The organism is Vibrio sp. 2130-1 (assembly GCF_033339515.1).
This window is the reverse complement of sequence record NZ_JAWOUT010000015.1, coordinates 40,388-54,722: the sequence shown is the minus strand read 5'-3', so window position 1 is coordinate 54,722 and position 14,335 is coordinate 40,388. Positions and strand designations below refer to the sequence as shown.

13 protein-coding genes are annotated in these 14,335 nt (G+C 43.4%); 8 read left to right on the top strand and 5 right to left on the bottom strand.

The window, feature by feature from the left end; translation table 11 throughout:
* The first annotated feature begins 2 nt into the window (after window positions 1-2).
* From R7Q09_RS19400 to R7Q09_RS19380, 5 genes are read left to right on the top strand one after another with little or no spacing between them, the layout of a single operon-like run.
* Window positions 3-1,211, top strand: coding sequence for an AAA family ATPase (locus R7Q09_RS19400; protein ID WP_318071094.1), 1,209 nt, complete (start codon window positions 3-5; stop codon window positions 1,209-1,211).
* 12 nt (window positions 1,212-1,223) lie between these two features.
* Window positions 1,224-2,669, top strand: coding sequence for a CpaF family protein (locus R7Q09_RS19395; protein ID WP_006742393.1), 1,446 nt, complete (start codon window positions 1,224-1,226; stop codon window positions 2,667-2,669).
* A 9-nt stretch (window positions 2,670-2,678) separates the two neighbouring features.
* The gene (locus tag R7Q09_RS19390) at window positions 2,679-3,647 is read left to right on the top strand and encodes a type II secretion system F family protein (RefSeq protein ID WP_046875024.1); all 969 of its coding nucleotides are present in this window, start codon (window positions 2,679-2,681) and stop codon (window positions 3,645-3,647) included.
* 2 nt (window positions 3,648-3,649) lie between these two features.
* Window positions 3,650-4,591 (top strand): type II secretion system F family protein, encoded by a 942-nt coding sequence (locus R7Q09_RS19385; RefSeq protein ID WP_318071093.1) that lies wholly within the window; start codon window positions 3,650-3,652, stop codon window positions 4,589-4,591.
* 20 nt (window positions 4,592-4,611) lie between these two features.
* Window positions 4,612-5,625 carry a tetratricopeptide repeat protein gene (locus R7Q09_RS19380; protein ID WP_005386465.1) on the top strand — a complete coding sequence of 338 codons (1,014 nt, stop codon included), beginning with the start codon at window positions 4,612-4,614 and terminating at the stop codon, window positions 5,623-5,625.
* A gap of 99 nt (window positions 5,626-5,724) precedes the next feature.
* Here the strand turns inward: R7Q09_RS19380 and R7Q09_RS19375 are convergent, their stop codons facing one another.
* Entirely contained in the window at window positions 5,725-6,840 is a 1,116-nt protein-coding gene (locus R7Q09_RS19375; protein ID WP_213912240.1) for a phosphatase PAP2 family protein, read from the bottom strand.
* Window positions 6,841-6,953: 113 nt separating this feature from the next.
* Window positions 6,954-8,093, bottom strand: coding sequence for a chromate efflux transporter (gene chrA, locus R7Q09_RS19370; RefSeq protein ID WP_318071092.1), 1,140 nt, complete (start codon window positions 8,091-8,093; stop codon window positions 6,954-6,956).
* Window positions 8,094-8,215: 122 nt separating this feature from the next.
* Here chrA and R7Q09_RS19365 point away from each other — a divergent pair, with 122 nt between their 5' ends.
* On the top strand, window positions 8,216-9,133 hold the full coding sequence (locus R7Q09_RS19365; protein WP_155486743.1) for a LysR family transcriptional regulator: 918 nt from the start codon (window positions 8,216-8,218) through the stop codon (window positions 9,131-9,133).
* Between the two features lie 169 nt (window positions 9,134-9,302).
* Here R7Q09_RS19365 and ebgR read toward each other — a convergent pair whose 3' ends face one another.
* Window positions 9,303-10,289, bottom strand: coding sequence for a transcriptional regulator EbgR (gene ebgR, locus R7Q09_RS19360; protein ID WP_262681221.1), 987 nt, complete (start codon window positions 10,287-10,289; stop codon window positions 9,303-9,305).
* 420 nt (window positions 10,290-10,709) lie between these two features.
* On the opposite strand from ebgR, the gene R7Q09_RS19355 reads away from it, so the two are divergent.
* Window positions 10,710-11,297: an outer membrane beta-barrel protein gene (locus R7Q09_RS19355; protein WP_017636001.1), complete on the top strand. Its 588-nt coding sequence runs from the start codon at window positions 10,710-10,712 to the stop codon at window positions 11,295-11,297.
* 38 nt (window positions 11,298-11,335) lie between these two features.
* Here R7Q09_RS19355 and R7Q09_RS19350 read toward each other — a convergent pair whose 3' ends face one another.
* Window positions 11,336-11,887, bottom strand: a complete 552-nt coding sequence (locus R7Q09_RS19350) for a gamma-glutamylcyclotransferase family protein (protein ID WP_154205079.1) — start codon at window positions 11,885-11,887, stop codon at window positions 11,336-11,338.
* 182 nt (window positions 11,888-12,069) lie between these two features.
* On the opposite strand from R7Q09_RS19350, the gene R7Q09_RS19345 reads away from it, so the two are divergent.
* Window positions 12,070-13,254 carry an NnrS family protein gene (locus R7Q09_RS19345; protein ID WP_318071091.1) on the top strand — a complete coding sequence of 395 codons (1,185 nt, stop codon included), beginning with the start codon at window positions 12,070-12,072 and terminating at the stop codon, window positions 13,252-13,254.
* A gap of 73 nt (window positions 13,255-13,327) precedes the next feature.
* Here the strand turns inward: R7Q09_RS19345 and R7Q09_RS19340 are convergent, their stop codons facing one another.
* Window positions 13,328-14,281, bottom strand: coding sequence for a CorA family divalent cation transporter (locus tag R7Q09_RS19340; RefSeq protein ID WP_005391702.1), 954 nt, complete (start codon window positions 14,279-14,281; stop codon window positions 13,328-13,330).
* Window positions 14,282-14,335: the final 54 nt, after the last annotated feature.

Sequence of the window (14,335 nt, the reverse complement as noted above, 5' to 3'; positions counted from 1 at the left end):
TTATGTTGAAACCAGTCAAAATGGATAATGAAACACATAAAAGTTTAAAAACTAACTTGATTATTTGGATAGTTTATTCTACATCAAATTTTAAAATTCACATTGCTGATGAACTATCAAGGTGTGTAAATCTAAATATTGATTGGATAGAGCTAGATACCTTTAACTTGGACTTTGTGAAAAATAAGCAAGTTCCTGATCTCATTTATATTGAAACCGGTGAAAGCTGGGCTCAGAAAGTGGCTCATGTTTATTCTAGTGACAGCAGTTTACAGCATAATCATACCGCTTTGATTGTATTTGGCGACGAGAACGATACTGCATCCCTTAAAATGGCATTAAGGCTTGGGGCAACAGACTATTTGTCGCGTTCTGTTGATCTTGGTGAGCTTTATCCGCTATTAAAATCGACCGCGGATGAAAAGATTGCCAATAAACAAATGGGCGATTTAACTTTATTTATCAATACAAAAGGTGGTTCGGGTGCAACAACACTGGCGATCAACACCGCGATAGAACTTTCAAGTTACGCGAAGAGTAAAGTATTGCTCATTGACTTAGATATGCAGTTTAGTGATGCGGCCGATTATTTAAACTGTAAGCCAAAATACAATATTAATGATGTGATTGATTCTGTTAATGATTTGGATGAGTTATCACTAGAAGGTCTCGTATATCAACATCCTTCAGGTTTGAATTATTTATGTTTTAACCAAAATGATACCAAGGATAATCATAAACACGCAGTTCAAGTCAGTAAGTTATTACCTATTCTGAGACAGTTTTACTCACATATTATTGTGGATTTGTCTCATGGTGTTGAGCATGTTTATCAACAAATTGTTTCTCCGGCTACGCATATCTTTTTAATTATGCAGCAGAATGTTACTTCGGTTAAGCATGCTGTCAGCTACATACGTTCTTTAGAATTAGACTATGGTTTAAGTAGTCATCAGGTTGAACTGATTGTTAATCGTTTTGAAAAGAAATCAACAATATCTTTGAAAGACATTGAAAATGCAGTTAGTGGACATGCGATACATTTAGTACCTAATAATTTTGCTATTGCTATCGAGAGCGCTAATTTGGGTAACCCAATTGTTCAATCTAAGAAAAATAGTGCGCTGAAAGCTTCTTTGGCTGAAATATCGCACTTATTAGAAAGTCCGACCAAAGAGAATCAAAGTTGGATCAAAAAACTATTTTCTTAGTAAGGGGGAGTTATGTTTTTCAAACGGAAAGGCGTCGGGAGTTCTTTCAATTCCGTAGATGAAACAAAAGAATCCAAAGTTGTGAATGTCGAGTTGGCAAAATCTGACGAAGATACGTCAGATGAGCAAAGGGCTTTATCGCCTGTTGAAGCCAAGATGAAAGCGATCGAGGAGCAGAAAAAACAGCTAGAACAAGATCTCTCGATCAAACACTACTATCACAAAAAGCTACTGGATACCTTGGATCTCGGGCTTCTATCGCACTTGCAAGAAGATCGCGCGAAAGAGGAGTTACGCGAAGCGGTCGTTCAGCTCATTGCTGAAGATCAAACACACCCGTTGAGCTCTGAAGCTCGCAATCGCGTGATACATCAAATTGAAGATGAAGTGTTTGGTCTAGGGCCGCTGGAACCGCTGCTTGAAGACCCAACGATCTCAGATATCTTGGTCAATGGTCCGAAAAATATCTTTGTCGAACGTTTTGGTAAGCTCGAGAAAACGCCACATACCTTCTTAGATGAGCGCCATCTGCGCAACATCATTGATCGCATTGTTAGCCAGGTTGGACGAAGAATCGATGAAGCATCACCAATGGTGGATGCTCGACTCAAAGATGGTTCGCGTTTCAATGCGATTATTCCTCCTCTTGCCATTGATGGCCCTTCCGTTTCTATTCGACGTTTTGCAGTTGAACGTTTGAATATGGATAACCTATTAGAGCTTGGTTCGTTATCTCCAGAGATGGCGAAGTTTCTCAATGCTGCGGTTGTGGGGGAAATGAATATCCTGATATCTGGTGGTACAGGCTCTGGTAAAACAACCACGCTGAATATTTTGTCGGGCTTCATTCCAAGTGATCAACGTATTGTGACCATTGAGGATTCGGCAGAGTTACAGCTCCAACAGCCACATATTATCCGCTTAGAAACACGTCCTTCTAATATCGAGGGTAAAGGTGAAATATCTCAGCGCGATTTAGTGAAAAACTCGCTACGTATGCGTCCCGATCGGATAGTTGTTGGTGAGGTTCGTGGCTCAGAAGCGGTGGATATGCTATCCGCAATGAACACGGGTCATGATGGGTCTTTGGCTACTATCCACGCGAATACACCAAGAGATGCGCTGAGCCGGATTGAGAATATGTTCTCGATGGCAGGGTGGAATGTGTCGACAAAAAACTTGAGAGCGCAGATCGCGTCTGCCATCAATATTGTTGTGCAAATGGATCGTCAGGAAGACGGTAAACGTCGCATGGTTAGCGTACAAGAAATTAATGGCATGGAAGGTGACGTTATTACCATGTCGGAGATCTTCACCTTCCAAAGAAGAGGGGTCGATCAAGAAGGCAATGTGTTAGGTGATTACATGGCTACAGGGATTGTACCAAGCTGCCATGACCAATTAGTAAAACGAGGCTTAGACGTACCATTTGAAATATTCAATGAAAAAGCCCGTTAGGAGATTGCTATGGATAGTCAATTCCCCCTTTTTCTTGTACTGCTGTTTTTGTCCGTATTCTTTATTAGCCAAGCGTTAATTCTGCCTTCTGCGGGTAAAAAGGTTAAGCATAAGCAATTAATCAAGCGGATACACGAAAGCCATAAACATATTGATCAAGAGAGTATTTCTTTATTAAGGGAAAACTCGCTCAAGAATCTATCGCCATTAGAGCGATGGCTTGTGAGGTTTAGCCTGTTCGATAACTTTAAGAAGAAGTTGGAACTGGCTGGGATACACATGGGGTTCAGTCGGTTTATTTTCCTCACATTCCTCGGAGGGACTGCGGTTGGTCTATTTCTGTTCTTGTTCGGGCAAGTTTGGTACCTCTGTGCTGGTGTTGCTTTTGCTTGCTGGGTGTCTGTTTACTTCTACATACAGAAAAGGATTGCTGATCGTTTAATGAAATTTGAAGAGCAACTGCCAGAGGCTCTCGATATCATCAAGCGAGTTTTGCAGGCAGGGCAGCCAATTACGCAGGGGTTTGGAGAAGTAGGCAGAGAGGTTAGTGCTCCGCTTGGTCCTGAGTTCATGAATACCTTTAACTTACTCAACTATGGTTATGACCTCCGTTTGGCGATTATGCAAATGTCGGAGAGAACTCCTACCGTATCTATGCTTGCTTTTTCCAGTGCTGTGTTACTGCAAAAGGAAACGGGTGGTAACTTAGTCGAAAACATTGAGAAGCTCTCCCATATCCTACGTGCTCGTTTCAAACTTGCTCGAAAAATAAAAACCATTTCGGCGGAATCTCGAATGTCGGCATGGGTATTAGTATTAGCGCCTTTTGGTTTATACGTCATCATTTCCCTTGTTCGACCTGAGTATATTGAGTTACTCCACACGCATCCAATGGGGATCAAAATGGTCATTGGTGGGATGGTAGCGTTGTTTATCGGTACGCTTTGGATTCGTAAAATCGTCAATATTGAGGTGTAGCCATGGAAAGTATTCAAGGATGGTTAAACGATTTTGCTGTCGGCCAAGAAACACTGCTTATGGGGTTGATCCTCATCACTACAGTGTTGGTTGTGATGACGTTAGGCTCGATAATTATCGGGGTTAACTCGCCAATTAAACGAAAGTTAGCCGAATTGTCTGGTGATAAGAAAGAAGTCTCTCATCACAACAAAAAAATGTCAGACACCTTGGAGTCGTTAGCGCCTTTAACTTCCCCAGCCAGTGAAAAAGAGCGCCAAACGACACGCAATAAGCTGATGCATGCTGGGTTTCATGAAAGCAATGCATTATCGATGTTTTATGCCATTAAATCGGTCACGACGATCTTAGGTGTGATGGTGGCGGCACTGGTGTATTTCTCGGTTCCGGAATCTAAATACCTGTACACGTATATGGCGTTATCCGTATTTATTGGGCTTTTATTTCCTGATTTTATTTTGCGTCGAATGGTGAACAAGCGTCAGCAAGCGATTCGTGCAGGTGTGCCCGACATGCTTGATTTGCTGGTGGTTTGTACCGAATCAGGGCTTGGCTTTAATGCAGCGTTGCGTCGGGTTGCTGATGAACTGGTTATCTCTCACCCAGAGCTTGCCGATGAAATCGATACGGTGTGCAACAAAATTAAAGCGGGCAAACCAATGCCAGAAGCGCTGAGGGAGCTAGTATTAAGAACAGGGTTAGAAGAATTAATGGGGCTGGTAAGTATGCTTAGCCATGCCTCTCGAATAGGGGGGAGTTTAGTCAACTCCTTGCGTGAATATACCGAAGACTACAGGGATAAGCGTCAACAAGCAGCAGAAGAAATTGCTGCAAAAATCCCAGTCAAAATGATGTTTCCAATGGTGCTATTTATTTGGCCTTGCTTTTTTATAGTGGCTATCGGACCTGCGTTAATTTCATTGGCTGAGGCATTTTCTAATTAAAAAGCAAAATAGGGATCGTTATGTGGATTAAGAAATACGTCATCATCTCGTTGTTGGTGCTTACCGCATGTTCAACAACTGAACAGTCATCAGATTTCGATTCAACGCTGTACTCAGGTAAGCCCGTTGAGTCTCTCACTAATGATGAACCTCCCAAAACAGAGGAAGAGGCAATCTCACGAGGGGATATTGCATTAAGCAACAAAAATGTCGACTTAGCCTTGTATGAATATATTCGCTCGCTCTCTTTCCCGAATGCGGTCCATAAAGATAAAACCTTGTACACCGTGGGGCGCATCCATTTAGCTAGGGAGAATTCAGAACTCGCCGATAAATCATTTCGAGCATCTTTGGCTGAGAACCCCGATCATATTGGCTCCCTGACTGAGCTTGGTACTTTATACACGAAGCGTGGAGAAAAGGACGTCGGGAAAAGCTACTACATACGCGCTTTGAATGCTGACCAAATTCGCATGGATGGCGATCCTACCATCACTAAAGACAACATTACTGCAGAGAGCGTTGCAACATATCGCTATGATGATAAATCACCAGTCTCTGCTTACTCCGGTCTAGGTGTGCTTTACGACATTCGTGGCGACCACGATATTGCGCAGGCGTTAATTCGAAAAGCGTTGGATATTGACTCAAGAAACGTAAACGCTTTGGTCAGCCTTGGCTACTCCTACTACATGGAAAAAGCTTACTCAAAAGCGGCGCACTTTACTCAAGCCGCACTAAGTATCAAGCCAGGAGATGAGAGAGGAATCAATAATTTAGGTCTCATTGCTTTAGCTAAAGATCAGCCACGACAAGCTCTGAGTATTTTTAGTCGACACATGACAGAACCCGAAGCGCTCAACAATGTTGGCTATTTCTTGATCCTTCAAGGCAAACCAGGAGAGGCGATTCCTTATTTACAACAGGCTATTGATAAGAACCCTGCCTACTATGAACTGGCAAATAAAAACCTAGAACGAGCATTGGCAATGGTGAGAGAGCGAGGGGATACCTCTACCGCGCTTCTCCAATAAATTTGAAGACCCTTTTAAAAGAAAGCCACTCTGCAAGATAGAGTGGCTTTTTCATTTATGGGGAGTAGTCCGTTGCAAAGGTGTTTGTTCAATTAGCCGTCATTCGCTTCTTTCAGGGTAAGAAGCATAGCGCCGTAAAGCCCAACCAACTATCTTCCATAACATCACCGTCAAGAGTGTTGCGAGGTAGCCATCAATCGCATAATGCCAGGCTAAATGTACCGAACCGATTTGAATGATGACTGCGAAAGCGTAAGCAAAGTAGCCGATGGTTTTGTTGAGTCTATAAATTGATAGCGCCATCAAAACAGCAATGGAAACGTGCAAACTCGGCATTGCCGAAATGCCAGAGCCAATACCATTGGCATTCGCGATGTACTCATCCCAAAGATATTGCTGTGTAGGCAATGCCCACAATTGCCCAGCGTCTACATTGGTAAGATATTGGCTTTGGACTTCGAGCGTTTTCATCAGAGGAACAAACTGTTCATCTCCAGTGATAAGCTCCACATAACATGGGCCTGCTGAAGAAAGCAACGTGGCGAAGAAGACACCAAGAATCATCCAAGACAATGCGAACGTGAGTAAAAACTGTTGCCTTACCAACGGGTATTTTTTGTAGATAAGGAAAAAGATGAGTATGCCCCACATACAAAAAAACCATGCGTTGTAGGCTACATTTAGCCCTAATGAGGCCCAAGCATTGGAGAATAATGCATGGGTCAACTCCCACGGAGCAAACCCGAAGTGTAGCAACGAATCAATATTCGCAAAGGTCAGATCCCACTTGAATGGATTGATGATTGGAATCAGCGATTTCAAAAACGTGTGGTTAGAGAAAATCAGGTTGAGTGCCATCATCGAAACAAACACTGATACAGGTCGGTACAGCGGAAAAATAAGATGCTTCAGTTTTCGTATGAAGCGCTTTGCTGGCTGTTTTTCTTTGCGCAGTATGAGATAGAAATAATAGTAGATACACCAGCTTAAACCTGTGACATACAAAGCTTGTATGAGTGTTTCAAGGTAAGTGGTAAAAGAGTAATCGATAGGGAAATCGAGATACAAAGAACAAAGATAAATGACAGCAGTCGAGATAAAGCAATAGGTGTAGAAAATCTTATCGTTCAATAACTCATTCTTTACTGATGTGAGTAAAGCCGATGCTTTTTGCTGCCAGCTAAGGTTGAGCTCGTAATTGTTGTCTTGTTCCATTGATGATCCGTCATCTCTATCCTTCCAATATCATTAAGCTTAGTTGAGAAAACGGGCACTCGTATTTGAGTACCCGTGGTTTATCTGGATTCAATAGTTGGCGTATCAGCAGGCTACATCATGCCCGTGACAAGGCCTGCCGCCACAAAAAACACGATCATCCACAGAACCGAAAGGTTGAGCTTTTTGTGTAGATAAAAACCTGCAACCACTAACGCCATGTCGATGGGAGCAACAACTGCGCTGCTAAATACTGGCTGGTAAAGTGCCGCGAGTAGTAACCCTACTACCGAGGCATTTACACCGTTGATGGCGCCGGAGACCAGCGGTTTGCCTGCCAGTGCTTGCCAGTTTTTAAGAACGCCAAGCAGTAAAATAAACCCTGGGAGGAATACGCCAAGCGTTGCGATCAGAGCGCCTAAAATTGGCGTATCCGAAAGCTCATAACCGATAAAAGTCGCAAAGGTGAACATTGGCCCCGGTACAGCTTGTGCAGCGGCGTAGCCTGTTAAAAATGCATCTTGGCTGAGCTGGTCGCCAACAATGTTTTGCAGAAGCGGCAGAACCACATGACCGCCACCAAACACTAAGCTACCAGCTTGGAAAAAATCACTAAACAGCCCAAGTAAAGGTAACGTATGAGCCACTAACGGTAAGCCGAGTAAAAGCATCGCAAATAGAGCCAATGGCGCGATAGACGGTTTAAACGACTCGGCTGATGGCTCGGAGTCTTTCTTCAGATATCGCATTCCGACAAAACCTGCTGCGATCAACACGAACATTTGCGTCATGATGCTTGGTGCCACCAGCAACGCAATCGCAGTCGCAACGCACAAACCCGCGGTCAGTTTACTTTGGCAGAAGTTTTTGTACATGCCCCAAGTCGCATCCGCCACGACGACGACTGCGAGCAGTTTTAGGCCGTGAACGATGTTTTGGAACACTGCGGTGTCGGTGATTTGGCTGCTCACCATCGCCAGCGCCAACATGATGACCACTGAAGGAAGCGTGAATCCGACAAATGCTGCGCATGCGCCACCTAAACCGCCACGTTTATAACCCAATGCAAAGCCAACTTGGCTTGAGCCCGGTCCCGGCAAAAACTGACTGAGCGCGACAATTTGCGCGTACTCGCTGTCATCAAGCCATTTCAGTTTCTCAACAAATGTTTGGCGAAAATAACCAATATGAGCCGCAGGGCCGCCGAAGCTGAACCAACCCAGCCAGAAAAAAGTTTTGAATATGGTGAACATGTCGAGCCTGTTTATCTAAAAAGCATTGTTGCTAATTTATCGAATGCTCTAAAATGACTCAAATTGATGATTTTAATTTCATCTATGAATGAAATGAAATGAAATGGGATGAGGATGTTGGAGTGAAAGAGGACATTCAGTGGCGCAACATTGACTTGAACTTATTGGTGACGTTTTCCTACTTGTATCGCTATCGAAGCGTTAGCGTCGCGGCAGAGAAAAGTTACGTTAGCCAGTCGGCGATGAGTCATAGTTTGTCTCGTTTAAGGTTGTTGTTTGACGACCCGCTTTTTGAGCGAAAAGGGCACAAGATGGAGCCCACCGAGCACGCTCACCACATCGCGCCAACTGTGCATCACTTGTTGGATTCTATCGCCAAAGACTTGCTCACTAAGTCTGCCTTCCAACCTAAAAATTATGCGGGTGTATGTCGCATTGGATTAACGGATTATGCCGAGTTTATTTTTGCTCCTCGGCTTTATGACGAAATACGCCAGCGCGCACCAGAGGCCCAGATCAGTTTTATTAACGTCAATCGTAGCAACTACGTGGCATTAACTGAGCACGAAAAGATCGATGTCATTATTGGCAGCATGCCAGTGTTGGATGACAACTTTGAGAGCTTGTACTTGTACACGGAAAAACACGTGTGTATGTGTGATAAACAGGCATTGAAAGGGGAAACACAGCTGTCTCTGGAAGCGTTCGCGAACATAGAGCAAGCTCTGGTAAGTCCCGATGGGAGCTTAAAGACACAAGTAGACCAAAAGCTTGCAGAACATGGCTTGAGCCGCAAAGTCACCGTGGCGTCGCGCAACTTTCTCACTATTCGGCATCTATTGAAAAAACGCGATCTCATTGCCATCGTGCCAGAAAAAATGGCATTGGCGGAGGGCTTTTCGGACGATCTCGTTACCGTTAAGCCGCCGATCGCCGTTGCGGATTTTGATATTGCTATGCTGTGGCATTCCAGCCGAAACAATGAAGACAAAGGCATTTGGCTACGCGAGTTGGTTTCTTCGACCATCACCTCTAAATGATAAACATTTGGGGCACTCATGGTGCTTAGAGTGATTTGTTGTTGAACTTCTTACTACCCGCTGAGTTATCGGCGTTATACCGAAACAGTACTGATTGAGCAAAATGAATGTCTTTGGTTGGGGGGGATGTTCCAGATTTAATTCATAAAAGAGATTAATGGAAAAGGTATCATTGAGTTGTACCACGTAGTTTAAGCTCTGTTTGCACGTATACATGAAGAGGTTGTAAGCGTCCATCTCGGTATTTTTCCACCAGTAAGTTCACTCCCTGAGTTCCCATCAACTCAGAGTGAATACGAATTGTAGACAACGGCGGAAAGGTAAAGCGAGCAGTAGGAATATCATTCATACTAATCAACGTAATATCCTCTGGTATCTTTAAGCCAAATTCATGGATTGCACGTACTATGCCAATCGCGATGGAGTCTGAATCAATGAATACTGCTTTCGGGAAGTCACCTTTGGCTAGCATCTCTTTCGCTAAGTTATAACCGGACAAACTAGAGCAGGAACAATAGTGTATATCTTGTTCTGCGACCACGCCTTTTAGATAGCCATAGTCCAAAAACACATTTTCACGAATGTCAGCTGCGTCGGGCTTGTTTTGACCGCCAATATAACCGATGCGGCGGTGGCCTCGTTGTACAAAGAAATCAACTACTTGCCTACTGATTCGAATAAGGTCGACATCAACGCAATCATAAGGGCAGGTTGGATCTGAAAAGTTTATGTAGCAGATGCTATCGGCTAGACGTTTAGGTAATTTATCTACTACCTTTTGGTCGACATTTCCGACTAAAAGGACACCTGTTATCTTTTTCGTTTCAACATCAATTTCACTGTTATAGCAATTGGTTAGCGTAATACCTAATTTGTCGCATTGCGTTTCAATCCCATGACGAATTGATAAGTAGTAAGGGTCATTCACCTCTGTTTCTTGTTTGTAGTTATATAAGGCTAAAAAGTGATGTTTTTGCTTAGCTTCTTTGATGCCTTTCTTCGAGCTACTGGTGCGGTACTCCAGTTTTTCTGCAATTTCCAAAATGCGGTATTTGGTTTCTTCTTTAACGCTCAACGTTGGGTCGTTGTTCAAAACCCGCGATACGGTTGCAAGTGAGACGCCTGCTTCAATGGCGATATCTTTTAGCTTTGCCATGTAAATTTCCCGTTGGCACTGCCCAAGTGTGAGCTCAATAATCTGACTATTTTAAACAGCTACTTAGAGATGCACAAACCTTTAGTAAGACAGTCCTAAACACTTTAAATCAGCATATCAAGCCAACTTGTTTTCATGAAATACACTCTATTGAGTAATAAATAAAGCCGTAAACGTAAGGATTATATTGCTGTAAAAATACTGAAAAACGTGACTGGTTTGGAAACTTGCTATTTGTGGTAACTCTAGTACTTAATAGGACTCGAGCTGTTTAGAGTTTAACCAAGCAAACGTTTTATTGTTCATGTTTATGTTTTGTGTCTCATTTTATAAACAAATCAATAGGAAAGTATTCAACTCTATTTATAATCTCCGCGCTTTTAAAAGCTGTCTAACAGTATGAAAAATTAGGAAATTATAATGAAAAAAGTATTGCCATTATTGGCTTTAGGTGCAGTGGTTGCTTCAGCGTCAGTTCAAGCAAAAGGTAACTGGTATGTTGGTGCTGATTTGGTAAATTCAGATCTTAAAGTTAAAAGCTTGTCAAAAGATTTTTCTGCGACAGGTCTTAGCCTTGCTGTAGGTAAAGAGCTGCAATATTCAGAAAACTTCAAACTAGCTTTTGAAGGTGAGTACATATACTTTGGCGACTTTGAAGAAACATTTTCTTACATGGGGTGGCCGGTTAAATTTAGTGTTGATGCTTCTGCGTTCAATTTCAATGCGAAGCCTAAATACCAATTTGCAGGTACAGGCTTCTATGTTGGTGCGATTGCTGGCCTTGGTGTAATGAGTGTTTCTTATGAAGTGAAATCATCTAGCACTGTTACCGATGATGGTCGTGATGTAGGCTTTAACTACGGTGTTGAGGCTGGTTATGAGTTCGCTTCAGGTTTGGTTGTATCTGGTGGCTACCGTGCTTCTTCGGTAAGTATTGATGCCGAAAACGGTGGCAGCGAAGATTTTGATTTTGACAGCCTGTACGTTGGTGTTGATTACAAGTTTTAAGCTCGCGTAAGCAAAACATAGATACTAAAAAGGAGCCGTCAGGCTCCTTTTTTGATCAGATTATCAATCAACTCATAGTGGTGATCTTGTACGCCTGCAAGGTTGCCATATTTGGGTTGATGGCGGTCATTTTCTTTCGCGTGTTGCCAGCCAATGGTGTGACGCACAAAATGCTCTGCAAACGCGTGGGAAACTTCCAAGCAACCTGCCAGCACGGTATCAACATAACTTTGCATGATTGGGCTCTTTGCGCATGGTGGTAGTGGCTCGTCTTTTACGTAAACCCAAATGTCATGTTCTTGGTTAAAACTCGCATCTGTTTCGATTTGATCTGGCTGAAGTTGAATACGATGATAACCTCGTTCACGGCGGTCGAATTCTGCGAGCGCTTCTTCATTTACTTCGAGTAAAACGCCATTAACCTGTCCATCGCCTTGGTTCACCACTAATGGAGAGAGGCTGTAGCTGTCGTCAATCTTCCCCCAGTAGCGAACCAACCCATGTGCTATGACGGGAATGGCTTCTCCCGTTTGTCCGGTTAACTTACGCGACGCAGAATTAATCAAACTGCCATAGCCAAATATGTACATTGTCGTTGCATCCCTTAACTGATAGTTGTGCCTCTCATGTTTATACCTAACCCGCATCTGAAGCACAACTTTACCTCTTAAGTATAATCTTAATTATAAACATGTATTTTCTATACATGTTTATGGTAGCATCAATATGTAGTTGAGTTAACCAGCATCGAGAGACGCTTGAGGGCAAGATAATGCTGAATATCACCGATAAAAAAGTAGAAGAAAAAATCCCCGCATGGCTGCGATTAGGCTTTCGGCCGTTTTTTCTGTTTGGGTCGATTTACGCCATTGTTGCGATTGCGTTATGGGTGTGGATGTTCCAAAGTGGGCCGCCAAGCGCATTGGCCGTGCCTGCATTGTGGTGGCACGTACATGAAATGTTGTTCGGTTTTTCAATGGCCATCGTAGTTGGCTTTGTACTGACCGCGGTACAAAACTGGACTGGGATTAATGGTACCAAGCATTACATGCTTCTGGCTTTATTTGGCTTGTGGTTAGTGCCCCGCATATTGCTTTGGACACAAGCACCGTTATGGTTAACCAGCAGTATCGAAGCGGTATTTTTACTGTTTGTCGCCTATGAGGTGGGCATTCGTGTGTATCGAGCCAAAGGTTGGCGTAATTTGTTTTTCGTTCCACTGTTTCTTTTAGCCATCTTTGCGAACTTTGCAAGCTACGCAACGATAAAAGGTATGCCGCCCTTTAGCTCTTCAGCGGTGTGGCAAGCAATGCTGTGGTGGTTTACCTTGCTGTTGTCAGTGATGGGCGGACGTGTGATTCCATTTTTTACTGCGCGTCGATTTAATTTCGAAAAAGCGCAACCATTGGCTTGGTTAGAGTGGTTTGCGAACTTGCCGTTGGTAATGCTATTTGTGCTGAGCTTTTTCCCTGTGACGTTTGCAGAACTAGGTAGTCCTTTGATGCTGTTTGCAGGTGTTGCTCAGTTGGTGCGTTTTGTTCGCTGGAAACCTTGGTTAACCCTGAGCGAGCCTTTAGTGTGGTCGCTGCATGCTGCGTATTTGTGTTTACCACTAAGCTTAATTTTGCGAGGCGTCTGGGGAGATTCATTTGCCAGCCATAACCTCATTCATCTGTTTGCGATAGGTGCGTTAGGCGGTTTGATTTTAGCGATGATTACACGGGTGACGATGGGACATACTGGTCGCATGATCTACAAAGGGCCAAACATGAGCCTTGCGTTTGCGGCGATTACCGCGGCAGCTTTGGTTCGCAGTTTCGCCGTGATCTTTGACCCAGCGAACATGATACTGTGGATTGATATCAGCGGCGGATTATGGATTGTTGCGTTTGGGCTATTTGTGTGGCGCTTTGGTGTGATGCTTGTGACCCCTCGTGTGGATGGTCACCCCGGATAAGATTCTGATGTGATTAGAGAAAAGAGGAACCGCGTGCTCCTCTTTTGGTTTTTGTTCTTTATAGGTTTAGTGTTTATTCGTCTTCGTCGTCCGCTTTATTCGTGAGCCCCAAGCGTTTAAATAGCCACCACTCTAGACCAAAAATGACAATTAAGGCGATGCAGAACCAGGTGAATGCCATGGTGGATTCCACACCTGGCATTCCACCAACATTGATGCCGAGTAAACCTGTTAAGAAGCTGGTTGGTAGAAAAATCGTTGCTACCAAAGTAAACAGGTAACTGTTTTTATTGGTTTTCTCATCACGATGATGTTTGATCTCTTCTTGGAAAAGCGCCACTTCTCCAAGATAAAACTCAAGTGTTTCATTTATGCGCGTAATATTATTGTGTGCGAAGCGATATTGATGAGGTCTCAAAGCAATCAATTCTGATTCTGACTCCACAAGATCACGGATAGCGTACTGCTGAGGGCGAATAAAACGCTTAATAGAAATCAGTGCTTTTTGAGTCGCCATATGTTTGTACGTCGACTCATCATTCACGTCGAACTGGTTTAGTGTTTCTTCAATCGTATCAAGGTAAATGTCTATTTTACTGTTTAATCCTTCAATGATCTGATGAAGTAAACTAGCAAGACTTTTTGGGCCTTTGTGTTCCGCTAATGCTTGGCGAATCTCCATGATCGCGCGTGATGGAATTTTACGAGTTGAAATGAGTGCGCCTTGAAAGTAGAGAATTCGAATACTAAGCATATCTTCTGGTGATGCATTGCCGTTCATATTGACGCCTCGTAAAATCAACATGAAGTTCTCGTCATCTAAAGGATGGAAAGATGGTCGGCTTTCGTCGGCTAATAGATGATCAACCGTAGCTCGAGGTACTTGGTTCTGCTCCAGCCAACCACGAATATCGGGATGCAGCCGTTCGCAATGGTACCAATGCTTAGCTTGAATTTGCTCTGCCGTGGTGGATTGTTGAGTTGCTTCTGGGGTTGAGAAGTCCCAATGTTCAATCATAAAACCCATTTTCTTTTCCTTGTTTGAGCCGATACCAAAATAACCTCAAGATACTTCTTTCGC